At 70.8% G+C, this 24,611-nt stretch carries 19 protein-coding genes; 4 read left to right on the top strand and 15 right to left on the bottom strand.

Annotation, left to right across the window (positions count from 1 at the left end; all coding sequences use genetic code 11):
- The first annotated feature begins 1 nt into the window (after nt 1).
- Nucleotides 2–1,294 carry an OFA family MFS transporter gene (locus RN901_RS04495; RefSeq protein WP_310756388.1) on the top strand — a complete coding sequence of 431 codons (1,293 nt, stop codon included), beginning with the start codon at nt 2–4 and terminating at the stop codon, nt 1,292–1,294.
- Nucleotide 1,295: 1 nt separating this feature from the next.
- On the top strand, nt 1,296–2,192 hold the full coding sequence (locus RN901_RS04490; protein WP_310756386.1) for a M23 family metallopeptidase: 897 nt from the start codon (nt 1,296–1,298) through the stop codon (nt 2,190–2,192).
- Here RN901_RS04490 and RN901_RS04485 read toward each other — a convergent pair.
- Genes RN901_RS04485 through RN901_RS04435 form a run of 11 tightly spaced genes read right to left on the bottom strand, consistent with a single transcriptional unit; the run spans nt 2,173 to nt 19,560 of the window.
- Complete coding sequence (locus RN901_RS04485) at nt 2,173–2,934, bottom strand: DUF1295 domain-containing protein (RefSeq protein ID WP_310756384.1); 762 nt, start codon at nt 2,932–2,934, stop codon at nt 2,173–2,175. The two genes, RN901_RS04490 and RN901_RS04485, sit on opposite strands and share 20 nt — an antisense overlap.
- 27 nt (nt 2,935–2,961) lie before the next feature.
- Nucleotides 2,962–3,966, bottom strand: coding sequence for a hypothetical protein (locus RN901_RS04480; RefSeq protein WP_310756382.1), 1,005 nt, complete (start codon nt 3,964–3,966; stop codon nt 2,962–2,964).
- A 7-nt stretch (nt 3,967–3,973) separates the two neighbouring features.
- Nucleotides 3,974–4,825, bottom strand: coding sequence for a sulfite exporter TauE/SafE family protein (locus RN901_RS04475; protein WP_310756380.1), 852 nt, complete (start codon nt 4,823–4,825; stop codon nt 3,974–3,976).
- Nucleotides 4,826–4,881: 56 nt separating this feature from the next.
- Nucleotides 4,882–8,427: a DUF4175 family protein gene (locus tag RN901_RS04470; RefSeq protein ID WP_310756378.1), complete on the bottom strand. Its 3,546-nt coding sequence runs from the start codon at nt 8,425–8,427 to the stop codon at nt 4,882–4,884.
- A 14-nt stretch (nt 8,428–8,441) separates the two neighbouring features.
- Nucleotides 8,442–10,529 carry a BatA and WFA domain-containing protein gene (locus tag RN901_RS04465; RefSeq protein ID WP_310756376.1) on the bottom strand — a complete coding sequence of 696 codons (2,088 nt, stop codon included), beginning with the start codon at nt 10,527–10,529 and terminating at the stop codon, nt 8,442–8,444.
- Nucleotides 10,526–11,452 carry a DUF58 domain-containing protein gene (locus tag RN901_RS04460; RefSeq protein ID WP_310756374.1) on the bottom strand — a complete coding sequence of 309 codons (927 nt, stop codon included), beginning with the start codon at nt 11,450–11,452 and terminating at the stop codon, nt 10,526–10,528. Before RN901_RS04460 ends, RN901_RS04465 begins: the two co-directional genes overlap by 4 nt.
- Nucleotides 11,453–11,467: 15 nt before the next feature.
- Nucleotides 11,468–12,556: a MoxR family ATPase gene (locus RN901_RS04455; RefSeq protein ID WP_310756371.1), complete on the bottom strand. Its 1,089-nt coding sequence runs from the start codon at nt 12,554–12,556 to the stop codon at nt 11,468–11,470.
- 29 nt (nt 12,557–12,585) lie between these two features.
- Nucleotides 12,586–13,407, bottom strand: coding sequence for a DUF4159 domain-containing protein (locus RN901_RS04450; RefSeq protein ID WP_310756370.1), 822 nt, complete (start codon nt 13,405–13,407; stop codon nt 12,586–12,588).
- Entirely contained in the window at nt 13,404–16,082 is a 2,679-nt protein-coding gene (locus tag RN901_RS04445) for a tetratricopeptide repeat protein (RefSeq protein ID WP_310756368.1), read from the bottom strand. The genes RN901_RS04450 and RN901_RS04445 overlap by 4 nt, the downstream gene beginning before the upstream one ends.
- Entirely contained in the window at nt 16,073–17,122 is a 1,050-nt protein-coding gene (locus tag RN901_RS04440; RefSeq protein WP_310756366.1) for a hypothetical protein, read from the bottom strand. The genes RN901_RS04445 and RN901_RS04440 overlap by 10 nt, the downstream gene beginning before the upstream one ends.
- Nucleotides 17,119–19,560: a glutamine amidotransferase gene (locus RN901_RS04435; RefSeq protein WP_310756364.1), complete on the bottom strand. Its 2,442-nt coding sequence runs from the start codon at nt 19,558–19,560 to the stop codon at nt 17,119–17,121. Before RN901_RS04435 ends, RN901_RS04440 begins: the two co-directional genes overlap by 4 nt.
- A 197-nt stretch (nt 19,561–19,757) precedes the next feature.
- Here RN901_RS04435 and RN901_RS04430 point away from each other — a divergent pair, with 197 nt between their 5' ends.
- Nucleotides 19,758–20,123 (top strand): hypothetical protein, encoded by a 366-nt coding sequence (locus tag RN901_RS04430; protein WP_310756362.1) that lies wholly within the window; start codon nt 19,758–19,760, stop codon nt 20,121–20,123.
- 42 nt (nt 20,124–20,165) lie between these two features.
- On the opposite strand, the gene RN901_RS04425 is transcribed toward RN901_RS04430, so the two are convergent.
- Both RN901_RS04425 and RN901_RS04420 read right to left on the bottom strand, forming a co-directional pair.
- Nucleotides 20,166–20,810 (bottom strand): hypothetical protein, encoded by a 645-nt coding sequence (locus tag RN901_RS04425; RefSeq protein ID WP_310756360.1) that lies wholly within the window; start codon nt 20,808–20,810, stop codon nt 20,166–20,168.
- Nucleotides 20,811–20,843: 33 nt separating this feature from the next.
- Nucleotides 20,844–22,280, bottom strand: a complete 1,437-nt coding sequence (locus RN901_RS04420) for a deoxyribodipyrimidine photo-lyase (protein ID WP_310756359.1) — start codon at nt 22,278–22,280, stop codon at nt 20,844–20,846.
- Nucleotides 22,281–22,408: 128 nt separating this feature from the next.
- On the opposite strand from RN901_RS04420, the gene RN901_RS04415 reads away from it, so the two are divergent.
- A complete protein-coding gene (locus RN901_RS04415; RefSeq protein ID WP_310756357.1) occupies nt 22,409–22,582 on the top strand; it encodes a ribbon-helix-helix protein, CopG family in 174 nt (57 codons plus the stop codon).
- A 12-nt stretch (nt 22,583–22,594) separates the two neighbouring features.
- On the opposite strand, the gene RN901_RS04410 is transcribed toward RN901_RS04415, so the two are convergent.
- Together RN901_RS04410 and RN901_RS04405 are read right to left on the bottom strand one after the other, a co-directional pair.
- On the bottom strand, nt 22,595–23,497 hold the full coding sequence (locus tag RN901_RS04410; RefSeq protein ID WP_310756355.1) for an alpha/beta hydrolase: 903 nt from the start codon (nt 23,495–23,497) through the stop codon (nt 22,595–22,597).
- A 119-nt stretch (nt 23,498–23,616) separates the two neighbouring features.
- The gene (locus RN901_RS04405; protein WP_310756353.1) at nt 23,617–24,528 is read right to left on the bottom strand and encodes an aminotransferase class IV; all 912 of its coding nucleotides are present in this window, start codon (nt 24,526–24,528) and stop codon (nt 23,617–23,619) included.
- Nucleotides 24,529–24,611: the final 83 nt, after the last annotated feature.

Genomic DNA, 24,611 nt, shown 5'->3' with positions numbered 1-24,611 from the left:
CGTGAGCGCCGAGGGGTGGAAGGCGCCTCGGACCGCGATCGCCTTCTTCTGCACGGTCCTGCAGGTCTGCTTCGGAACCGTCTACGCCTGGAGCTTCTTCCAGACGATGCTGGTCCGGCAGGCCGGCTGGACGTTCACTCAGGGATCGCTGGCCTTCTGCATCGCGATCTTCTCTCTCGGGACGGCGGCGGCCTGGGCCGGCCAGTTGCTGCCCAAGGTCGGGCCGCGCCGTCTCGCCCTCATCGGAAGCACGCTATTCGCGGGCGGATACATCATCGCGAGCTTCGCGCTGCGGATGGACTCGATCCTGCTCTTCTACGCCGGGTACGGGCTCATCGGGGGGATCGGCATCGGACTCGGGTACGTGACGCCCGTCACCACGGCCGCGAAGTGGTTCCCGGATCGGAAGGGGCTCGTCACCGGCATCGTCGTCATGGGCTTCGGGATCGGGGCGCTCCTCCTGAGCAAGGGGCTCGCACCGCTGCTCGTGCTGCAGACGGAAGGGGATCTTCCGCAGGTCTTCCTGTGGCTCGGGATCGTCTTCGCCTGCATCCTCATCCCCAGCAGCTTCGTCATCGACGACCCGCCCGCCGCCCAGGTGGCGCCGTGGAAGCAGCCCGCGCAGGTGGCCCCGTACCTGAAGTCCAGCCAGTTCGCCATCATCTGGATCGTCTTCTTCTTCAACATCGCCGCTGGGATCTCGGTCATCAGCTTCCAGTCCGAACTCCTTCAGGAGGTGTGGGGACTGGCCGATCCGACGGTCGAGCCGGCGGTGCTCGCCGAGTACGGCGCGACGCTCATCGCGGCGAGTTCCGTGTGTAACGGAGTGGGGCGCATCCTGTGGGCCTGGCTCTCCGACCGGATCGGGCGCGTGGCCGTGTTCCGCATCCTGCTTGCGAGCCAGATGGTCGTGTTCGGCGTCCTCATGACCGAGTCGAACCCGTGGATCTTCTCCGCGCTCGTGTGCTACGTGCTGCTCTGCTTCGGCGGCGGGTTCGCGACCATGCCGTCGTTCATCCTCGAGGTGTACGGCCCGAAGAACATGTCGAAGGTGTACGGGGCGATCCTTACCGCCTGGGCCGCGGCGGGAATCTGCGGTCCGCTCTACGTCGGATACCTGAAGGACAGCTATCCCGACCGCGCGGTCATGTACTGCTTCCTGATCGGGATCCTCATGCTCGGCGCGGGCTACCTGTTCTCCTACCTGCTCGACGATGACCGCGTCCGCCTGGGCCGCCCCTCGGTGAAGCAGACCCTGGAGCGCTACGGAATCCCCGTCCCCGACCGGCCCTGATGTGAGCCGCGTCGGCGTCGCAGCGCTCGTGCTGGCGTTTTCGCTCGGCGCTTCCTGCGATTCCCCACCGTCTCCCCTTCCGCCGCTGGATGTCGCGTGGGCGCCGGCGGCGCCCGTTCAGGGCCACCTGTTCGTCATCGGCGTGGCGGCGCCGTCGGGGTCCGGCGTGATCTCGGCGGGCGGCGAGGTGGGTGGCGAGGCGCTGCACTTCCGGCGCGTCGGTCCGGTGCTCGAGAGCCTGGCGGCGGTGCCGATTTCGACGGTGGACACGCTCGACGCCTGGGTGCGGGCGGACTACGCGGACGGCCGCTCGCGGATCGACTCGCTCCGCATTCCCGTGCGGGCGGGCGAATACGAGCACGAGCGCCTTACGGTGGCGCCGCGCTTCGGATCGCCGCTGAACGAGGAGGACCAGGCGCGGCTGCGGAGCGACCGCGAGAAGGCGGCGCGGGCCGCCCGCGAGGCGCACGCCGCGCCGCGCATGTGGAGCGCGGTGCGGCTGCCGCGGGAATCCCGCGTGACGAGCGGCTTCGGCACCGGCCGCGAGTTCAACGGGCAGATCACGAGCCGCCACATGGGACTGGATCTGGCCGGCGCCCGCGGCGCGACCGTGACGGCGGCGGCGGACGGCGTCGTGGCCGTCGTCGACGGCTTCCTGCTCGCAGGGAACGTCGTCTACCTCAACCACGGGGGAGGATTGCTCACCGGCTACTTCCACCTCAGCGAGCAACTGGTGTCCGTGGGCGATACGGTCACGGCGGGGACGCCGGTCGGACGGGTCGGGGCCACCGGCCGGGTTACCGGCCCCCACCTGCACTGGGTCGTGCGCTACGGCGGCACGAGCGTGGACCCGCTCAGCCTGCTCGCGCTCTCCGGGATCAGATCCATCCCGGAATGATCGCCTTCCGCCCCGGGGGATAGTCCTCGAACCGTTCCCGGTACCAGCGGTGGTGGCTGAGCGCCCGCGGCACGAGGTTCGCCGCCGTGAACAGGAGGAATGCGAGTCCGGCCAGCGACCATGTCGCCAGCGCCCAGCCGGCCCATTCCATCACCTCTCCCAGGTAGTTGGGACAGGAGACGTAGCGGAACCCCCCGCCGCGCGGGATGGAGTAGCCGGTCTCTCCGGGCTTCCGGAGCTTCAGCAGCGTGTGGTCGGAGTGGAGGTTGAGGACGAACCCGGCCGCAAAAACCCCCAGGCCGGCCAGAAATCTCGGATCGCCCAGCCACTCTGGGCCGTACTGTGCAAGTTCCGAGATCCAGCGCGCGTTTATATACGCGTTCACCATATTGAAAACGAAGCCGGAGGCCGCCACGACCGCCGGCATGCTCTTTCCCCTGGTCCGCGTGCGGAGGGGATAGATGAATGTCCGGTTCAGATAGTGGCACTGCCATATTCCCAGAAAGACGAGCGGTACGGCGTCGCCGGCCGACCGTCCGGCGAGATAGACGACGGCGAAGAACACCGGGGCGGGCACCTCCATGAGAATCCAGCCGACCCGATCCGGGAGGTGCGGCCCCCAGCCGCGCCCGGTGTAGTGGCGGCCGTAGGGGACCTTCAGGCGAAGCAGGCCGACGAACGCCAGCGGGGCGACCGCAAGCAGAGCCCACACGAGGGCGCTGTGGAGCGTGGCGCCGTCCATCGCGGGCGCGGTCGCGTCGGCGCCCGACTAGAAGGGGACGACGGAGCCGAGGCCGAGGTCCTCCGCCCGACTCAGAGCCGCTTCCGCGATCGCGACGTCCTGCGCGGCGCTCCCCACCGACTTGAAGAGCGTGCAGTCGTGGTCGCCGCGGCCGCCGGGGACCCGGCCGTTGACGATCTCGCCGAGTTCGGCATCGATCACGTCGCGTCCCACGACCCCCTTCTCCACCGGGATGATGAGGTCGCCGGCCTCCTCCCAGATCGCTTCGCGCTGGTCCACGATCACGCGGGCGCGCGCAACGATCTCCTCGGGGATCTCGCGCGTGTGAGGCTGAAAGGCGCCGATCGCGTTGATGTGGGCTCCGGGTTCGAGGTGTTCGAGAGAGAAGACGGGCGCCTCGCTCGTGGTCGCGGTCACGACGAGATCCGCGCCGTCGAGGGCCTCGGCCGGGGTCGCGGCCGCTCGGATCCGGGGTGGAGACCCGCCTTCCGGCGGCACGAGCGAGGCGGCCCTCTCCGTGAGTGCGACGGCCAGTTCTTCGGCGCCTTCGGGCGGGACGGAGACGATCCGGATCTCGCGCAGCGGCCGGCACGCGGCCAGCAGTTCGATATGGGCCCTGCCCTGGGCGCCGGCTCCGAATACGGCGAGCACATCCGCCGCGGGGTCGGCCAGCAGCTCCGTGGCCAGCCCGCTGCCCGCCGCCGTCCGGATCTCCGTCAGCGAGGTGCCGTCGAGGAGGGCGCGGGTGCATCCCGTCTCCGCGTCGAGCAGGATGATCGCCCCCTGAATCGGCGGCTGACCGGCGGAAACGTTCCCTGGGAAGACCGAAACGATCTTGGCCCCGAGCCCCCCGGAGCCGCCGAGGAAGGCGGGCATGAGGAGCGTGATGCCGTGCCGGCTCTCGACGTGCCCCCGCACGGGGACCACCGCCTGCCCGCCGGACAGCTCCCCGAACGCGATCCGCATCGCATCCACGGCCGTCTTCGCCGTCACGGCCCGCTCGATGTCGCTTCTCGAGAGAATGCGAATCACCACTCGCTCAGCCTCCCTTGCTCGTGGCACGGGAGCGGCGCTCGTGGACGGCGGAGCGGAGCATCGCGATCGCAGCGTAGAGGACGACGACGACGACGAGCCAGCGCATCGCGTTGAGGGGGAGCGAGCGGACGATGAACGCCGCGATCAGCACGGCCGGGATCCCTCCGATCGCGAGGCCGAGGGCCGCGCGGAGGCCGTAGCGTCCCGCCTTCAGGAAACGCAGGCCCGCGACCGGCATGAGGAAGGCGGACGCGCCCATCATGATCGGGAAGGCGACGGCCGGGTTCAGGCCCATGAGGCTGACGACGATCATCGTCGGGGCGTAGATCCCGATCCCGATCGTCATGAGCGCCCCGAGAACGAAGAGGCAGCCCGCCGCCAGGGCGAGCGACCCGCCCGACAGGCCGGACGCTTCCCCGCCCACGGCCGTGATCTCGAAGATCGCCATGAGGAAGGTGGCGGCGGCGATGAGAAGCGCGACCCCCATCCCGACCTGGATCCGGTAGCGGGGCAGCCGGGCCACGATCCCCGCGCCCAGCCACGCCCCGAGCACGGCGGCCGCGATGAGGACGAAGAGCGTCGTCGGTTCCACGCTGATGATCGCGATGAAGATGAAGGCCTGGATGACGACCGGGGGCGTGTGCCCGATCATCATCGTGCCCGGGATCTCCTCGTCGGGCACGACCTTCTTCAACTTGAACAGCGAGGTCGTCGGGGCGAAGGAGCCGATGCCGAGCGTATCGAAGAAGTTCGTCCCGAAGCCTACCGCCAGTTCGAACGCGTTGGGCCGACCCCGCCAGCCGTCATGCGCCCGTCCGGCCCTGGTGGCCGCGGTGGCGGCGCGCGCCCACGCCACGAGAAGCCCAGCCGTGAAGAGGGCCAGGACGGAGAACAGGTAGATGCGCGGATCGCTCAGGGCGGTGGGTCCTCGGACAGCGCCCGGTAGTACGCCTCGACGAGTTCGCGGTATTCCTCGGGGACGTCGTCCGACCCGGAGAGGAAGAAGCGTTCGATCTGCGACCCGAGTTCACGGCGGAGGGCGAACTCGAAGTCCTTCAGGCCGCGCAGCACATCGGCCTGGAGCGCCGCGAGTTCCTCGGGATCGTCGAAGTCCCCCATGGTCCGCAGGCGGTCGAGCCCAGCGATGGCGCGGTCGAGGTCGCCGACGTCGACGCCCTCCTGGCCAAGTTCGTCGCGCAGACGACGCGCGTCCTGTCCCCGCTCGCGGAATTCGCGCTGGAACTGCCGGACGTCTTCGGGCGACAGCCACGGTCCGCCGCCGCCTCCCCCGCCCCCGCCGGGCGCGAACCCCTGGCCGCCACGAGGGGCCTGGCCGGGCTGCCCCGGCTGCCCGCCACGACCTCCCTGTCCCTGGCCCTCGCCCTGCTGCTGGCCGCCCTGCTGGCCCTCGCCGCCTTGCTCGCCCTGCCCGCCTTGCTGACCCTCGCCCTGCTGTTGACCCTCCCCTTCCTGGCCCTGCTGTTGACCCTGGCCTTCCTGCTGACCCTGCCCCTCCTGGCCCTGGCCATCCTCGCCCTGTTGCAGGCGCTCCTGGAGCGACTCGAGGCCGCGGACCAGATCGCGCGTCTCGTCCAGTTGTCGACCGAGGCGGCGGGGGTCCGACTCGCTGAGTGCGTCCCGCGCGGCTTGGACGCGGGCCCGCACGTTCTCCGCGTCCTGGGTGATCTGTTCCTCGAAGTTCCGCACATAGTCCTCGGTCTGGGTGCCGAGGACGCCTCGCGAGAAGAGCAGTTTGTCCCGCAAGCGGCTCTCGCGGATCTCGCCGGCGGCTTCCACGAGGCGGCGGGCAGCGTCCGGCTGATCCTGCCGCGCCTCGCGCGCCAGGCGGTCGAGGTCGGTCTCCAGCCGGTCCACCTCGCGGGCGAGTTCGGCCTTGCGTTCGCGCAGCCCGGTCAAGCGGTCCCGGTCGCTGCCCGTCGGATCCTCGTTCACGTCGCCCTGCAGTTCCCGCTGACGCTCCGCGATGCGCTCGGCCCGCCGCGCGGCGTCCTCGACCTCCCGTTCCACCGCCGCGACCTGGCGGTTCTCCAGCAGACGGCGTGCCTCGCGCAGCCGGTCGAGGGCATTCGAGGCCTCCGCCTGTCCCTGCCCGCGGCGACCCTGCGCCTGCGCCCGCCGCATCTCGTCCGCGGCCTGCTGCAGCCGGCGCGCCGATTCCTCGACGTCCGCCCGGTCGCCCTCGCGACCCAGGCGCTGCAGTTCCCGGGCCAGCTCCTCCGTCTCCTGGATCATCTGCTGTTGCTGGCCCCGGCCGCCGCCCGCGGCGCCCCGCGGCTGCGCGGCCGCGCGTTCGTTCATCTGCTGCTGGCGCCTCGCCAGCTCCTCGAGCTTCTGCAGCGCCTCGTCGACCTCCTGATCCTGCTGTTGCTGCTGGCCCCGCTGAACGGTCTCGTACTGGTTCCGCAGGCGGTCCAGTTCCAGCTCGAACAGGTCCGCGAGTTCCTCGGCCCCCGCCCCCACGCTCCCGGGCGTACCGCCGCCTCCGCCGCCGCCCTGCTGCACCTGCACATCGCGGAACGCGGCTTCGGCGCGCTGCAGGTGCTGGAGCGCGCGCTGTTCCGGCGCGAGCGCCTCGCTGAGCCGCCGCTCCCCGAGCCTCGTCTCCGCTTCCAGCATGGCGGGTGGCGCCTGCGGGAGTTCGCGGAACACGGTCTCGAGCGACGGATCGCCCGCCACGCCGCGCTGCCGCATCTGCGCGATCAGCTCTTCCACCTGCTGTCGCAGCCGCCCCTGCAACAGCGTCAGCGTGGCCAGGTTCTCCGACATCTCCTCCTCGTCGAACTCGTCTTCGTCGCGGTCCAGGCGGAAGGTCGCCGCGACGATCTGCCGCTGCTGTTCGGACAGTTCGCCGCCCATGCCGGCCCCACCGCCGCCTCCGCCCCCTCCCCCGCCCTGCTCGGCCTGGCGGTAGTTCCGGTCGAAGGGACGGATTTCGACGAAGTAGATGTCCGAACTCTCGACCCCGCCGCCGGGCCCGCCGGAGCGCAGATCCGTCGCGCGGGCGTAGTAGGAGAGAACATCGCCCGGCGCGAGGCCGAACTCCTCGAGGAAGAAGGTGTGTCCGCCGGAGAGCTGCGTGGTCCCGCCACGGGTCGTGCCGTGGAGCACGCGGGACGATTCCTCCCCGCCGTTCACCGAGTAGAGGAGTTCCACCTGCCCGAGCCCGAAGTCGTCCTCTGCCTCGACCTCCACGTACAGTTCCTCGATCGGCGTGAGGCGCGTGTCCCGTCCGGGTTCGGAGATCCGGACTCCGGGCGACTGATCGTCGAGCGGCTCGACGAGGTAGTCGGGCGAGCCGATGACGAAGCGGTTGCCCGGACCCATGAACTCGATGCGGTAAAAGGTCTCGCCGGTCACCGTGAAGCTCGTCTCGAACGCACCATCCACGGGTACGAGCGCCGCGCCCTCCTCGTCGCCGTCGAACGCGAGCCGCGCCGCCTCCGTGGCCATCGTCGGCGTCACCCGGAGACGGACCTCGGTCCCCCGCAGCACGGCGATGTCGCCGCCGTCCTCGACGGTCCGAGGGCTCAGCCCCGTGTACGCGGGGAAGCGGTACTCGAGGTCGATCCGGTCCACATAGGGAAGGTCCGCAACCTCAATCGTGAAGACGGGCGACCGGACGCCCTCGGAACTCACCGTGTAGTCGGTGGGCTCGTCGAGGTCGAAGAGGAGGATCTCGAACGCGGCGTCCTCCGCGGCCGGCGTCATGAAGTAGCGTTCCCACGCCTCCGACTCGCCGCGCCGGACGGCGATCTCCACTTCGTCGGTCTCGAACCCCTGCGGGAACGCGCGCACGAGTTGATCCGAGCCACGAGCGATGAGCGCATCGCCGGGGTCCACGGAGATCGCGTAGGGATTGGCGGCGTCGGCGGTCTTCCAGGGGCTCAGGAGGAGCGAGCCCGCCGTGCCCTGGAAGGCGGGACCGAAGAGGGCGATGAGCAGCACGGCCGTGGCGACGCCCGCGAACCAGGCGGTGGAGCGGCGCAGCCGGTCGCGCTCGACGCGGCGCCCCCGGTCCACGCGGCGGGCGCGCCGTGCCGCGACCTCCAGCAGACGAGCATCGAGGCCGGAGCGGGCGCCCGGCGACCCGGCGCGCTCGATGGCCGCGAGGAACGCCGCCTTGAGCGACGGCTCATGCTCCTCCAGGTAGAGCGCGACCTGCGTGTCCGAGACCCGGCGCAGGAGCGGACGCACGACGAACCAGGCGAGGAGGCCCGCGGCGGCGGCCCAGAGCAGGATGCGGAAGGCGAGCACGGCGCCGTCGTCGAAACGCAGCCGGTCGATCCCGAAGGTCGCGATGAGGAAGACGGCGAAACCGATCCCCAGCGTCACGGCGACGCCCTGGATGAGTTGGCGTACGCGCCAGCGGCGCCTCACATCGCGGACGACTTCCAGCAGCTGCTGCTCCGTGTTCCGCTTCTTCGCCCATCGCTGCATCGTCATCCTCCCTTTCAGGCGCCCGCCAGCCCTGACACGGGACGCTGGCGCGCCCAGCGGTTCGCCAGCACGCTTTCTACTCCGAGCACGAGCCCCGCGAGCAGCAGCAGCACCCGCCAGAGTTCGGCGCGCCGCGGCACCGTTTCCCCGTCCGCCGTCGAGCCGTCGCCATCGGCTCCCGCCGCCGTCGGCGCGACGCCCGCCACGGCCTCCGTCACGCGCTCCGTCGCGACCGGCGTCAGATCAGATTCGGTGATCCGGGGGTTCACCGCCACGGTTGTCGCGCGGCCGGCGTCGTCCCGGAGCGCTACCTGGTAGAAGCCCGCGCGCGGAAACTCGATCCACGTCGGCCCTTCGCCGACTTCCACCGGCTGCCGGTCGCCGTCCGGATCCACCAGCACCCACTCGGCCTCGTCCCCGGCGAGCCCCGCGACACCTGCCGCGCCTGATCCGACGAGGGCCGTGAGTTCGAGCACGCCCCCGGCTTCGATCCAGCGTTCCGGCTCCCGGTATCCGGTGGCATGCAGCGCCAGCCGGTGCACGAAGGGCAGGAAGACGGGCTGCAGCGCGAGGTCGTTCCAGAAGCGGTCGAGAGTCGACGTCCAGACCAGCACGCGGCCCTCGCCCACCGGATGTTCGTACAGGGCGGGTTCCCCGCTGTCGAAGCGGGCCACCACGGCCGTGCCCTCGGCAGGCTCCAGGCTCCAGAATCGGTCGAAGCGCGCGCCCGAGAAGTCCCCGCTGCGAGGACCGGAGAACAACTCGAACACGGGATGGTCGTAGTCGAGCCACGACAGCCGACGGCCGTCCGCAGCATCCACGAGGGAGCCGGGGCCGGCGCCGAGCAGTGCCAGTCCGGCGTCGGACCACCGATTCATGCTCGCATCCCGCCCCAGGACGACGAGCAGGCCCCCGCCGTCGCTCACCCACTCGCGCAGCCGGCCGGCCCGGCCCGCGTCGGCGAGGTCCGCATCGTTGAGGATCGCGAAATCCGACGACGAGAGCGCGCCGGCGGCGAGATCCGCAGCCGGCGTCCGCGACGTCTCGATGCGGGGCGCGTCGCCGATGCCGAGGGCGCGTTCGAGAAAGAGGCTCCCCTCCGATCCCCTGCGGTTGTTCTCCAGGATGAGCGTGCGCAGACCCGCTTCGGGCGCCGCCATGAAGCGGAACTCGTTGTCGATGGCCAGCCCGTCCCCCGGGACCGTGAGGCGCCCGCGGCTCCGTCCCTCAGGGAGGGCGAGGTCATCGAACACCGCCGTGCCGACGCCGCGCGGCGGCATGTCCACCGGGACCGTCGCAACCGTCCGCCCCGCGATCTCGAGCGACACCGGGAGTCCCTCCACCGGCGCGTCGCCCATGTTTGCGAGCCGGGCCAGGAGCCGGACACGCCCGTCGTCCGCGGCCCGCACCGCCGCGTCCGCCAGCGCGACGTTCGCGGCCTCCTCCGGCGCGACGCTCGCGGCCCGCAACGAGACCCCGTCGGGAAGCCGCACGCGGCCGCCGTCCTCCCATCCCGTGCGCTGGAAGTCCGAGACGAGCGCCACCTCCCGCGTCCGGTCCTCCGACTCCGCGAGGATCCGCCCCGCAAGCTGGATCCCCGCTTCGAGCCGCGTCCCGAGGTCGGTCGTCGACAGATCCGCGAGGGCGTCACGGGCCGCGACGAGGTCGAGCGTCAGCGGCACCCGCTCCCGCGCGCGTTCATCGAACGTCGCCACCGCGACGCGATCCCCCTCGGCGAGACCATCGAGCACGGCGCGCGCGGAATCGAGCGCGGCCTCCCAGCGCCCCTCGTAGTCCAGGCTCGCCGACACGTCGAGGAGGATGACGACGTCGCGGGCCGACCCCGCCTCCACCTCCGCCACCGAGTCGAAGAACGGCCGGGAGAAGGCGAGCGCGAGGAGGATGACCGCGATGCAGCGCAGGGCGAAGAGCAGAGGATGCCGGATCCGGCGCCGGTTCATCGTCTTGAAGGGCAGCTTGCGGAGGAACATCAGCGACGGGAACACCGTCACCCGGCTGCGCTGGCGATGCGTGAGGTGGATGATGACCGGGATGGAGAGCACTCCGAGCCCGGCCAGAAACCACGGGGTCAGGAAACTCATCGGTCCTTGCCCTTCAGGCGCCGCGACCGGTGCGACAGGTAACGGAAGAGCACGGCGTCGAGCGGCGTCGAGGTGACGACGAGTTCATGGTCGATCGCGCGCTCGATCATCAGCTTCGAGATCTCGCCCACGTGCCCCTCCACCAGGGAGAGATACTCCTCGCGCATCACGTCGGGGGTCACCGGAAGCCGTTCCCCCGTCTCAAGATCCTCGAACGACCGCGCCGCCTCGAACGGGAAGTCGACCTCGGCGGGGTCCAGAATCTGGAACACGATCACGTCCTGTCCCTTGCTGCGCAGCGCTCCCACAGAGTCGAGGACCGTCTTCGGCTCCGTGTACAGATCGGAGACGAGAACGACGATCCCCTTCCGGGTCAGGCTTTCGGCCACCTGCGTGAGGGGCCGCGCCAGATCGCCCGCCGTCTCGGCCCGGACGCGGTCGAGCGCCGCCAGGATCAGGCGGCGGTGCCGGACCGAGGGGGGGATGTACTCGAGCAACTTCTCATCGAAGATCGCCGCGCCCACGCGGTCGCGCTGGCTCGCGGAAAGATAGGCGAGACACGCCGCCAGGTAGCGGGCATAGTCGAGCTTCGTGATCCCGCGCGAGCCGTAGTCCATGGAACGGGAAGCGTCCACGGCGAAGAAGATGTTCGCGTTGGTCTCGGCCTCGTATTCCTTGATGTAGTGGCGGTCGGTGCGGCCGTACACCTTCCAGTCGATCTTGCGGATGTCGTCGCCGGGCAGGTACTGGCGGTGCGCGGCGAAGTCGAGCGACAGCCCGACGAAGGGCGACCCGTGCGCCCCGGCGATGAAGCCCTCGACCACCGAACGCGCCACGAGTTCGAGGTTCCCGATCCGGGTGAGCACCGCCGGATCGAGGAACTGCGTTCCCGGCACCGTCCTGGAGGCGATTCGCGCCCGCATGATCCGGCCCGCCCCCTACATCCCCGACTTCGGCGGTTTCACGTCGTCAAGCAGCCGTTCGACGAGATCGTCCGTCGAGACGCGCTCGGATTCCGCGTGGAAGTTCGTCAGCACGCGGTGGCGGAAGACGGGGGCGCAGAGGGCGCGCACGTCGTCGAACGACACGTTGATCTCGCCCCGCAGCAACGCCCGCGCCTTGCCGCCGAGCACGAGGTACTGCGCCGCGCGCACGCTCCCCCCGTAGGCCACGTACTGCTTCACGTAGTCGGGCGCGTCGTCGCGTCCGGGGCGGGTGCGCCGGGCCAGCCGGACGGCGTAGCGCGCGACCGGCTCGGAGATCGGCACCTTCCGCACCAGGTGCTGGAAGCCCGCGATCGCCTCCGCCGACAGCACCGCCCCGGGAGGGTCGCCGGCAGTCGTCGTCGTCTGGAGGATGACCTCGAGCTCCTCGTCCTCCGGCAGGTAGCCGATGTTGATCTGGAACATGAAACGGTCGAGCTGCGCCTCGGGCAGCGGATACGTCCCCTCCAGCTCGATCGGGTTCTGCGTGGCGAGGACGAAGAAGGGCTCCGGGAGGCCGTAGGTCCGGCCCTGGATCGTCACCTGCTTCTCCTCCATCGCCTCGAGAAGGGCGGCCTGCGTCTTGGGCGGCGTGCGGTTGATCTCGTCGGCGAGCACGACGTGCGCGAACAGCGGCCCCTTCATGAAGACGAGCTTGCGCTGTCCCGTCTCCGGGTCCTCCTGGATGATGTCCGTCCCGGTGATGTCGGACGGCATGAGGTCCGGCGTGAACTGGATCCGGTTGAAGCTCAGGTGCAGGACGTCGGAGAGCGTCTGGATGAGGAGCGTCTTCGCGAGTCCGGGGACGCCGACGATGAGGCTGTTGCCGCCGGCGAAGAGCGAGATCAGCACCTGCTCGACGACATCGTCCTGGCCGATGATGACCTTCTTGAGCTCCGCGCGGACGGCGTCGGCGCTCTCGCGCAGGCGGTCGGCGAATTCGGCATCGTCCGGGGTCGCTTCGGGCGCGGCGCCAAGAGTCTCGTCCGGCTCCTGCTCCGGTGTGCGGTCCGGCGCGTCGATCCAGCGGGGGTCGGCTTCCATGCCGGCTCCTTCCGGGTTCGGTGACGGGTTCAGTGTGTCAGGGCGTATACCACATAGTTGACGCCCAGCTTGTACGCTTCGTTGGAGAGGGCGATGGGGACGAACCCCCGGTCCGACCACTCCATGTAGTCGCCAATGTCGTTGTCGTGATTCACGATGACCATAAGGCGGTTGTCGGGGTCATTGTCCTCGAAGACCCCCCAGTAGCTCGCCACGCCGCCCCGGTAGGGATGCGGCATCTCGATGTTCTCCTGCTCCAGGTGGAAGAACGAGTCGAAGATCGGGTGGCTGTCGTCGAGTTGCACGAGTTCGAGCCCCGGTAGCAGGATTTCGAGCCCCTGCCTCGTCCTCTCCAGGTCCCGCCTGCCTCCCATGTCGTCGATGATGAGGAACCCACCCTTGCGCAGATAGTTGCTCAGGTTGTCGGCCTCCACCTGGTTCATCGTCCAGCCGCCGGGTTCCGACAGGTACGCGATGGGGAACTTGAACAGGTCCGGATCGTCCATGGCGAGCACGTTGCCGCCGCCCTTGCGCGGGCCGATCGTCGTGAGCGCGTCCATGATCTCGGCGAAGTTGCGCTCGGCTACGGGCCAGTCGTGCGACCACCCCGGGTTCCAGCCCCACCCGCCGTGGTAGTAGAGGCGGACGAAGGTAAATTCGCCGGTGTAGGGCGTGTTGTACTCCTGGTAGGCGGCGAGGTCGTTCCCGAACCCGCCGCCCCCGCGTCCGCGCCGGCGCTGGCTCTCGAGGTCGGTGGCGGCGAGCAGCGTGAGCAGGGCGGCCAGGCCGCCGGTCGCGAGGGGTCGGGCAACGAGCGGCGGGGCCGCGAGGCGGCGGGTCCGCGCGGTCATCGCCCGCCCTCCGGGTCGCCGCGGATTTCGAGCAGGAGATCGAGCGCGGCCTCGAAGTTGGGGGCGATCTCCAGCGCGTCGAGGACCGCGCTCCGGGCGCCGCGCGCGTCGCCGCCCCGGTGGAGCGCGAGGGCGAGCCGATAGTGGGCCTCCGCCGGATCCGCCGGCGCCAGCGCCAGCAGCGCCCGCCGCTCGCGGACCGCCTCGGGCCACGCTTCGGCCGTCTCGTGGCTGGCGGCGAGCCGCGCGTGCACGTCGAGGTGGAAGGGGTCGATCCAGATCGCGCGTTCCAGCGTTTCGCGGGCGGCCGCATCGTTGCCGAGCGCCTGTTCGAGGTCCGCGAGCGCCATGTGCGCCTCGAAGTGGTTCTCGTTGAGGGCGGTGTACGTCCGGTAGGCCTCCGCGGCGCCCGCGAAGTCGCCGGCTTCGCGGCGGAGGTGCCCGATAAAGAGGATCGGAGCGTCGAGCCCCGCGTACTCGGGGAAGATCTCGTGCGCCCTTTCCAGCGACCGCATCGCCTCCTCCCTGCGGCCCTCGCGGTGAGCCTCCGCCGCCGCCGCGAGCAGTCCGGCGAAGGTGTCGGGGCCGGGCGGCGCCCCGGCCTCGGGGTCGCCCAGCGCCTGCAACGTCGGGCCGAAGCGGGTCTCGATGTAGTCCCGCAACTCCCGGTCGAGGCCCGGCAGCGTCGTCCCCAGCGCCCGTTCCACGACCTCCGGCGTCTCCAGCCCGTCGCGGTACCCGGCGAGCATGGCGAGCACGGCGTCGAAGCCGCGCGTCGTCTCGATCATCTCGCACAGCAGGGAGGCCATGTAGTAGGCGTGCTGTACCTGCCCCGGGTAGGCGGGCCGCACGAAGCCGTAGTTGAAGCGCTCGAGCGAGGGCAGCCGCTCGTCCCTGAAGGCGGCGAGGAAGCCGGGGTCCACGTCGGATCCCCACCCTTCGCGCGCGTGCCGCTCGTCGAGGACCGCGAGCCCCTCGGAGAACCAGCGGGGGATGCGGTGCTCAGTGTAGCCGAGCGTGAACGCGTGCGAGATCTCGTGCCACAGCGTCGAGCCCCAGTTGAAGGCGCCTCCGGGGCGCGCGCCGGGGGAATCCATGGCGAGGACGGAGCCGAAGCTCACGCCGAGCGCGCCGATGCCGGCAAGTCCGACCGTGCGCACGGAGAAGTCCGCGTGCCGGTCGTAGACCTCGACCGAGATCGGCGTCGGCGGCTCGAATCCGTAGCGGGCGCGCATGGCGTCGAAGGCTTCCTCGGCGAGCGCCGTGGCGTAGATGGAGAGGGCGCCGGCTTCCTCCGGGTGCATGGAGAACACGAAGCGTGGACTCTCCACCGTCTCGAACCCGGCCAGCTCCTCGAGCAGGTCGAGAGTGTTGAACACCCAGACGTTGAAGGGATCGCCCTCGAAGGAGGCCGCGAGCGTCGCGCGCCCCGCCTCCAGGTCGCCGACGCGGAGCTGGTTGAGGCCGAGTTCCGCCATGCCGGGCCAGGACAGGGGATCGAGGGCCACGGCCTGCCGCGCGAACGCGACCGCATCGCCGTACCGATGCGTGCGGTAGGCGACCTGGGCGAGGGCGACGTAGAGGTCGGCGTGCCGGGGATCCAGCCGCAGCACGCGGTCGCGCGCCTCCGCGAAGGCGGCCGCGTCCCCCCGGAGGTGGGCGGCGGCCGCGATCTCCGTCCACGCGGAGAGGGAGACGGGATTCGTCTCCAACGCGCGCCGGGCCTCCGCCTCGGCATCGTCCACGTCCTCCAGCTCGAGATAGAGCCGCGCCAGGAAGGCGCGGGCTTCGGTGAGGCGGGGGTTCGTTTCCAGCGCCTGCTGCGCGAGTTCGAGCGCCTCGGAGGAGCCGTCGAACTTCGCGCGGCGCGCCTTCGCCAGGAGGGCGCGCGCGTGGGCCGGGTTCCGGGCCAGCGCCTCCTCGATCAGCGGCCCGGCCTCGAAGCTGTCGTACTTGTCGAGAAAGAGTAAACCGAGGTCGATGCGCGGCTCGGGGTCGCCCGGGTCCGCCGCGATGGCCTCCTCGAAGGCGCGTACGGCGTCGTGGAAGAGGTCGGGGTCGCGGGCCCCGAGGTACCTCAGGGCGGCGCCGACGGCGCGCAGCTCCGCAGGCTCGAGGCGTCGCGCGCGGTTGTAGAAGTCGATGAACCCGTCGAACAGGGCGACGGCTTCCTCGCGCGCGCCGCGGGCGAAGAGGAGGCGGCCCAGGTCGAGCCGTGCGAGTTGGGCGTCACCGGCCCGGCCCTCGATGGCCCGGCGGAAGTTCGCCTCGGCGTCGTCGAGGCGTCCGAGCGCGTACAACTGACGCCCGCGCGCGCGGGCGAGTTCGGTGTCCGCGTCCGCTCCGTCCGGGGCGCGCGCGGCGGCCCGGTCGAGGGCTTCGAGCGCGGCCTCGTACTCGCCGGTCGCGGCGAGCGAGCGCGCCCACCCCCGCGCCGAGGCCGGGAACTCGCGCCCGGAGCGGGCCAGTGACCGGTAAGCCGCGACCGCCTGCCCGTAGTCGCCGGTCTGGTGCGCCTCGAGCGCCGCGGCCAGCGGCCCGCCGCCCCCGTCCGCCTCCGTACGCTCCTGCGCGCGCCCCGACGGCGGCGCCGCGAGCACGAGCGCCAGCGCCGGTAACGCGACCCGCATCGCGCGCCCATTCGACCGGTGGGGCGGGCGCGGGGTCAGGCGCACGGGCCACTCCCTCCATCGCGGATCGCGCGGTTGAGGCGGGCGAGCTCGACGAGGAGCGTCTCGAGCTGTGCGTCGTAGTCCTCCTCCTCCATTTCGTCGCGGCGCGCACGGAGGGCGGCGATCCCGTCCTCCACCTCGCGCTTCCGCGCCAGGAGGGCGGCCACGGCCGGGTCGTCGGCCGCGGCCCCCGCCATCGCCACCGGCGCCTGGGCGAGGAAGAACCGGCTCGCGAGCGTCCCGTCGGGTCCGTCCGGACTCGGCTCGAGCGACCCCTCGCCGTCCCCGTCGTCGTCCAGCAGGGCGTGTTCGGTCAGCATCTCGTTGTCCCGCTCGTACCGGCGGCGGACCTCGCCGGTCGCGTAGCGGAACGCCTCGAGCAGCGACACCCGTTCATCCTTGTCCACGTCCGCCTCGTCGAGCGCGAAAGCATTGATGAAGAAGCCGCCGAAGTGGGTCCGCTCGCGCTCGCGCGGGGAGCGTGTGGCCGTCACGACGATGCGCCGCTCTCCGGCGAGCGCGGGCACGAACCCGCCGCTGGCGCTCGCCGCGTTCACCACCGCCACGGTCTGCGTCGGAAACGCGTGGAGCCACATCGAGAGCGCCTCCCCCGACAGGTCCGGGCCGGGAAGGCTGAAGCGCGACTCCTGGCCACGGCCGCTCCCGTGACCGAGCAGAAGGATGAGCGCCACGTCCGAGGGCCCCGCCCGGTTCGCCATGCCGAGCACTTCCCGCTCGACCGCTTCCAGGCTGGCCCGGCCCGCGACTCGGGGGGACAGGGCCTCGTCCTCCGCGAGCCACGCGACGTTTTCGCGCACGCCGAGCCGGCTGTCGAGCGCGTCGAGCAGCGCTTCGGCTTCCGTGCGGAACTGCTCGGAGTACTCCGGGGCGCCCCCGAGGCCGGTGACGACGAGCACATGGGTCCGCGGCGCGGCGGGAGCCGCCTGAGCCGTGGCGGAGTGGCCGGACGCGGCGCCGGCGCCGAGGAGCAGCGCCGCGGCGAGGACCGCGGAGACCGAGGCGGCTCGCGCGCCGCGGATCACGCGAGGTCCTTCCGCCGCCGGTACGCCCACTCCCCGCCCAGCAGACCCGCCAGGAGCAGGAAGAGGATCGGCATGTCCCACAGCGAGCGCTCCTCGTACACGGTGTCGCCGCTCTCCGTGTAGCGGATCTCGTCGGCCAGCACCTGCGCGTCATCCGCCGTGTAGAACCGGCCCCCCGTCTCGTCGGCGATCCGGCGCAACAGTTCCGTGCGACGGCCCGCTCCGAACTCCTCGATCCGGGGCGTCCCCGCCCGGAAGAAACTCACTCCTTCCGCGATATCGCGGCTCGTCTCGGCCCCGGCCCCCGGGCCCCCGATCCGGGCTCCGGCCGCGCGGACCTGCACGCTGTGCAGCCCCCGCTCCGCCGGCACGAAACGCCCTTCGTACTCACCATCGCGCTCGACCGTCCAGTCGAGCCGGACCTCCGACGCGACGCCCCCCGGTCCCGTCACCGTGGCGACGACGTCCGCTCCGTTCACGCGCAGGTATCGTTCGTCCTCCACCTCGGCCCGGATCCGCAGCGGCTCGCCCATCGGCACGACGTCTTCGCCCGAGTCGAGGCGGACGCGCCCCGGCGTATCGTGCACGAGCCAGCGGAGCAACTGCCGCCACAGCGTCTCGTGCGTCTCGTCCTCCAGCGGGATGTCCGCGTGCATCTGCCACAGCCACGAGTCCTGGGCGGCGAACACGATGGACGTCCCGCGTCCGTACCTCTGGTGCGCGAGGAGCATGCGCGGAGCGCCCTCGGCCGGTACGCCCCGGAGGAGGTCGACGGCCCCCGGTTTCAGCTCGAACACGCGGTTCACGGAGGTGAGGGGCGGAAGCTCCGTCCAGCGCTCGGCGGAAGACTCGGCGGCCTCCGCGATCCTCATCGCCGCGTGCCGGCGGCCCGCCGGGGTGAGTTCCGCCGACACCTCGAGCACATCCGGCTCGCCGGCTCCCCCGAGCACCACGGGCAGGGCGTCGGCCAGCGGCGTCCCCGTATAGCCGCCCTCTCCCAGCGACCGCCGCCCGCCCAGCACGAGAAGCCCGCCCCCGCGCTGTCCCACGAAATCCGCCATCATCTGCAACTGGTCGTGCGTGAAGAAGCTCGCCTCCACGCTGCCCAGGATCAGCCCGTCGTACTCGTACAACTCCTCGCGCGTGTCCGGGAACCCGCCGGCGAGTTCGCCCGGGCCCTCCACGTCGAGCCGCAGGTATTTCTCGTCGGCCGTCCGCAGGAGCGTCACGACGTGCAGGTTCTCGTCGTCCGCCACGGCGCGGCGCACGAACTTGTTCTCCGGGCGCGGCGAGCCCTCGAAGTAGAGGATCTTGCGGCGCGTGTCCCCGACCTCGACGAGGACCTGGCGCTCGTTGTTGCCGGTCAGCGCCTCCCCCTCCTGCGGGTCCACGAAGAAACGGATCGCGCGGGGCCCCGACTCCTCCAGGGTGAACTGGAGTTGCACGGCTTCCTCGCCGTCCGGCCCGAGCGTGAGATCGCGCGTGCCCACGATGCGCCCTTCGTCCTCCACGTCGAGCCGCACCGTGCGTCCGGCCAGGCCCGCGTGCGAGACGATGACGTCGGCCACGATCGTCGTCCCCTCGAGCGCCGCCCGCGGCACCTCCACGCGACGCACCTCGACGTCGGGGGCGATGCGCTCCGAGCCCATCCCGACCGTGTAGATGGGGATCCCCGCGGCGCGCGCCGACAGCAGCGCCGCCGACAGGGGCGGGGTCGCTTCGTCATCGTTGTTCGCGCCGTCGGTGACGATGACGATTCCGGAGAGCGGGAGTCCGGCCATCTCCTGCTGCACGCGCGTGAGCCCTGCGGCGAGGTTCGTGCGGGGGCCCGTGAAGGCCAGCTCGCCAGCCCCGTCGATGCGATCGGCGTCGGAGTCGAACCCGTACATCCTCAGGCGGAAACGGTCCTCGAGCGCCTGCCGGAGCGCGCCCTCGCCCCGCTGCGTCGCGAACGCCTGCCCGTCGGCGGGGTCCGCGGTCGCGGGCTCCATGGCCGCGGAACCCGACACGCCGGGGTCGGCGGCCAGGGGATCGGCCGGCGGATCGCCCGTTCCGCCCGCCGGATCCTCCTCCTCGCCACCGAAGAGGTCGAGCATCCGCTGCGCGCGCGTTTCCCCGCTCTCGTCCGCCACGCGCATGCTGCGCGAATCGTCGAGGAGGACGGCCACGAAGTTCCGCCGCGGGACGACGGTCGAGACGAGGAGAACGGGCCGCATCAGGAGGAAGGCGAGGACGCCCAGCGCGGTCGCCCGCAGTCCCATCATCACCCACCGGTCGCGCGCCTCCACCGTGGGTCCGACGCGGCGGTATTCGAGCGCGAACCAGACGACCGCGGCGACCGCGAGGAGGACGAGAATCACCCCCCACCAGGGGGCGGCGAGGGAGAGGTCGCCGCGTTCGAACACGACGGGTCTGTATTTGAAGAGAAACTCGAACACGCGGTCGCTGACCCTTCCCTTCCGAACGCGGTCTCTGTCGGCGGCTTCAACGTACCAGTTAGGTGTCCCTCTTAGAAACAAGGCCCGCCAGACGATCGTTGCCCATCGGCCGGGCTCGTCACATTTGTGGTCATCGACACGTTGTATTACATGTGTACTACAACCCGTCACACTACATGACAGCCGGGGGAAGGTCGGTGGGCCTGCGGACGGTACGACTCAATGAAGAAGAAGAGGCGATCCTCGAGGATCTCCGGAAAAAGACCGGCCACTCGATCTCGGAGGTGTTGAAGCGGGGCCTCCGGTCCTACGACACGTACGTGAACGGCATCCGGCTGGGCGGCAGGAAGGGCGAGTCGGCCGGCGAAGTCTTTCGGCGCATCATGGCGCGGTACGACGAGGATACTCCCGAAGCGCCGTACGCCGCCGAACCCGGCACGTTGCCCCGCCGACGGCACAAGGAAGCCGTGGTGGAGATCATCCGCGAGAGACACGATGCCGAGCGCGCGCTACGTGACGCTCGCGAGGCGCTCGACCGGCTCAGCCGGACGCTGGCTGGCTGAACGCGGAGAGGCCGCGGCCGTGGCGCGAGCCGCGCCGCCGGCTCAGTCCCCGCGTCGAGGCGCGAGTCCGGCGGCAATCGCCGCCCCGCCCCTGGCCGTGAACACTCCCAGTGTCAATCCGGCGACTCCCAGGAAGGTGGCGAACCCGACCGGGCTCTGGAGTCCCCCCACGAACTCCGCGACCAGGCTGCCGGCGGGCAGTCCGGCGCCGAATCCGACGACGCACCTGACGACCCACCGCCGGGCCACGGGCGCCGCGGCGCGGAGCGCCAGCCACTGCGCCGCGCCCAGCCCGAGGCCGGCAAACGCCCCGACGAACGTCAAGCCGCCGATTCGACCGAGCATGTCGAGCGCCGCCAGGCGCGCCGGCTCGCCGGTCAACGCCTGGCCGAGCGTTTCGACCAGCACGATGCCGAGAGTCATGCCGACACCGAGGCCGAGACCCGAGGTCCCGACCCATGACGCGCCGAACCGCGGACTCCTTCCCAGGGCCAGCCACTGGGCGCCGCCGAACATCGAACCGGCCACCGCCAAGGTGACGGGCGTCACCAACACCATGCCCACGACCGCCTCGACCGGTGCTGCCAGGCCCAGGCCGACGGCCAGCCCGCCCGCCAAGCCGAGCCCGCAGAGAACGGTCCAGCGCAGGACGAAGCCGCTTGTGGCAGCCCTGATGTCTTCGATCATCGCGCACCTCCCATTCGGCCACGACTCCGGTAACTACGGATGACGCATCTGCTGGTAGGCGCTCAGGGCCCGCTCGCGGGCTGCGGTGTGGTCGACCATGGGGAGCGGGTAGTCACGGCCGAGTTCGATGCCGGCTCCGCTGAGCGCGTTCGGCGGAGCTTCCCACGGCTGGTGGAGCGAGCGGTCGGGGAGGCGCGCGATCTCGGGGACCCAGCGGCGCACGTAGGCGCCGGCCGGATCGAACTTTTGGGCCTGCCTGACCGGGTTGAAGATGCGGAAGAAGGGCTGGGCGTCCGCGCCCGAACCCGAGACCCACTGCCAGTTGGCGACGTTGTTGGCGAGGTCGGCGTCGACGAGGGTGTCCCAGAACCACGCCTCGCCGTGCCGCCAGTGGACGAGCAGGTCCTTCGTCAGGAAGGACGCGGCGATCATCCGCACGCGGTTGTGCATCCAGCCGGTGTGCCAGAGTTCGCGCATCCCCGCGTCGACGATCGGGTAGCCGGTGCGGCCCTCCTGCCAGTTGGCGAGCGCCTTCGGATCCTCGCGCCACGGGAAGCGGTCGAAGGCGGGGCGCCAGTTGTCCTTTTCCATGTGCGGAGAGTAGAACAGCAGATGATGGCTGAAATCGCGCCACGCGAGTTCGCGGAGGAGCGCTTCGGGGCCGCTTCCGCCGGGCGCTTCGGCCTCGATCAGGGGAGCCGCGGCGCGCCACACCTGGTGCGGCCCGATCTCGCCCCAGTGCAGGTGCGGGGAGAGTCGTGAGCTTCCCCGCAGGTCCGGCCGGTCGCGGTCGATTCCGTATCGTCCGACGCCGTCCTCGATGAAGTCGGCCAGCCGGCGCCGGGCCGCGGCCTCCCCCACCTCCCAGGTCTCTCGGAGCCCCCCGGCCCAGTCGGGCGCCGTGGGCTGTAACCCCCAGTCGTCGAGACGGTCGCCGGCGGTCGCGGGACCGGGAGTCGGCTCCCTGGGTGCCGGGTGACGTTTCGGCGTCCGGTACGACTCCCTGAGCCGCCGCCAGAAGGGGGTGAAGACACGATAGGGCTCCTTCTGGCGGGTCTCGATCTCCCAGGGCTCCATGAGGAGCGACCCCGGGTAACTCTCCGTCTCCACGCCGGCGGCGTGAAGCGTCGTCTCGATCTTCTCGTCGCGCGCGGCGGACGCCGGCTCGTAGCACCGGTTCCACACCACGCGGGCGGCGCCGCTCTCCCGCACGACCTCCGGGAGGACATCGGACGCCGGGCCCCGCCGCAGGCAGAGGGAGAGCCCCGTCCGCGCGAGACCTTCCGCCAGCGAGCGCAGGCTCTCGTGCAGCCACCAGCGGGACGCGCCGCCGAGAGGCCGAACGTCGCGGCTCTCCTCATCCAGCACAAACAGAGGGACGACGGGTCTTCCCGACTCCGCGGCCCGGGCAAGAGCGGGGTTGTCGTGAAGGCGCAGATCCCGCCGGAACCAGACGACGACCGAGGTCACCTCCGGAGGATCTCTTTGCAGGTCGTCACGACGGGAACGTGTGGCGCCTTGAGGCGGTATGAATGTCATGTGGGAGGGGATCTGTCCCGCGTCGGACGCGACCGGGACGTGAGCGGGAGGAGGTTAGGATGGGCGAGATCAGCATACCTGACGCTCTGCTGGAGGCGCTCGATGCGACGGCGGCGGCCCTGGAGCAGAGCCGCGAGGAGATCATTCAGCGGGCGCTCGAGCGATATCTGCACGACTTCGACGACCTGAGGGTGGCGACCGCGAGGTTCCGCGCCCGTGACCACGCGGCGTAACAGCCCGGCCAACTACGCGAGGCCCTCCCGTTCGAGGAACGCGATTATCGTCGAGACGCACTCCTCGGGGTTCTCCAGTTGGAGGAAATGCGTCGTGTGCGGGACGAAGTCGTAGTCCCACCCGATGAGTCCCTCCAGATCCACGCTGGGCAGCGAGGAGAACTCGACGCCCGGGTCGCCGCCGATCACGGTCACGGGACAGGCGAAGTCGGTCGTGTCCGGCTCGAAGGCGTACGCGAAGCCGTAGTCGAACACCTGCGCCTCGAACTCCCGCGGACAGCGGAGTTCGTACCCGTCCCCGTCCGACGCGGGGCGGAGCAACGTCTCGGCCGCGAGGTGCTCCACGCCCGGCCGCGTGAACTCGAACACCCACGAACGCCGGAACTCCTCGGCGAACTCCTCGCGCGTGGCGAAGCGGGGCTGGCGATGCCGGGCGAGCATGCCCAGCCGCCGCCAGAGCGTGTCGATGCCGTAGTGGTCGCCGTCGGCCAGGTACATGGGCGGATCGAAGAGGACGAGCCCCGCGTACCCGCGCCCCGGCGGATCGTGGTTGAGGGCGACCATCGCCGACAGCGAGTGAAACACGCCGACCGCGGGCTTCGCGCCGAAGTGCTCTTCGATGCCGGCCCGGATGCGCTCCTCGTCGGCCGTGAAGGTCGCGACGTTGTGGTGCGCGAGGTCGGCCGTCGGGTTCCGTCCGTGGCTGCGGAGGTCGTAGACGATCAACTCGAAGCGGGACTGGAGGCGCGACCAGAAGGGGTAGTAGAGGTCGATCGCGAGCCCGTTGTCGTGGCTGAGGACGAGCCGCGGGCCCTTCACGTCCCCGTGCCGCCTGAGCATGATGAGGGCGCCGCCGGCCGCCTCGATTTCGACGGTGTCGAGCGGCTCCGGAACCCGCCATTCGGGAGTCGTCATGGACTCCTCCTTTCCACGGAGGATGATAATGCTTCCGCGCCGGGGATGGCGAGACAACACTTTCCCGCGCGCAGGGCACACGATCAGTGTCGCGGAAGCGGGCCGGGACCGAACCGGACCTACGTCTCGCGGGCGATCACGACGACCCCTGCGCGCGCGGTCAACTCCCGGTAGAGGCCGCTGAGCCGCTTCGTGAGCGGCCCCGGCGATCCGTCTCCGATCACCCGCCCGTCGATTTCCGTCACGCTCGCCAGTTCCCCCATTGTCCCGGTGCAGAACGCCTCGTCCGCGCGGTAGGCCTCGGTGAGGGAGAGATCCGTCACCCGGCTCGGGATGCCGTGCTCCGCGCAGAGTTCGAGCACCGTGGCGCGGGTGATCCCCTCGGGACAGGCGACGGTCCGGCTGGTCAACGCGACGCCGTCGCGCACGAAGAAGAGATGCGTCGCGTTCGTCTCGGCGATGAAGCCGTTGCCGTCGAGCATCAGCGCGTCATCTGCGCCGGCCGCGTTCGCCTCGATCTTGGCCAGGATCGACTGCAGGAGGTTCGCGTGGTGGATCTTCGGATCCAGCGTGTCGGGCCCGAAGCGGCGCAGCGAACTCGTGATCAGCGTGAGGCCCGACCGCTCGTACACCGGCGCCTTGTGCTCGGCGAGCACGATGAGCGTGGGACCCGACCGGTTCAGACGCGGATCCATGCCGCTGGTGAACTTCACCCCCCGGGTCAGCGTGAGCCGGATATGCACCCCGTCGCGCATGCCGTTCGCGGCGAGCGTCCGGCGGATCTCGTCGATGATCTCCTCATCCGCAGGGATCTCGGCGAAGGCGAGCGCCAGGGCGGAGGACCGGAGCCGGGCGAGGTGTTCCCTCAGCTTGAAGATGCGGCCGTCGTACAGGCGCAGCCCCTCCCAGACCGCGTCGCCCCCCTGCACCGCCGAGTCGAACGGGCTGACGCCGGCCTCGTCGCGGTGAACGAGTGTCCCGCTCACGTTGACGATGAGATCGCGGTTCCGCTCGTCAAACGCTTGTAACATGAGTGTCCCTTCGTCCCCGAGGACGTGATCGTAACGCTGTCTCCCTGCTGGTCGATTCGCTCTCCAGATGATGGCACGTTGAC

Origin of the sequence: Candidatus Palauibacter soopunensis, from assembly GCF_947581735.1 — a bacterium.
GTDB classification, from domain to species: Bacteria; Gemmatimonadota; Gemmatimonadetes; order Palauibacterales; family Palauibacteraceae; genus Palauibacter; species Palauibacter soopunensis.
The sequence above is the reverse complement of the archived record's forward strand: the minus strand, read 5'-3'. Positions and strand labels throughout refer to the sequence as shown.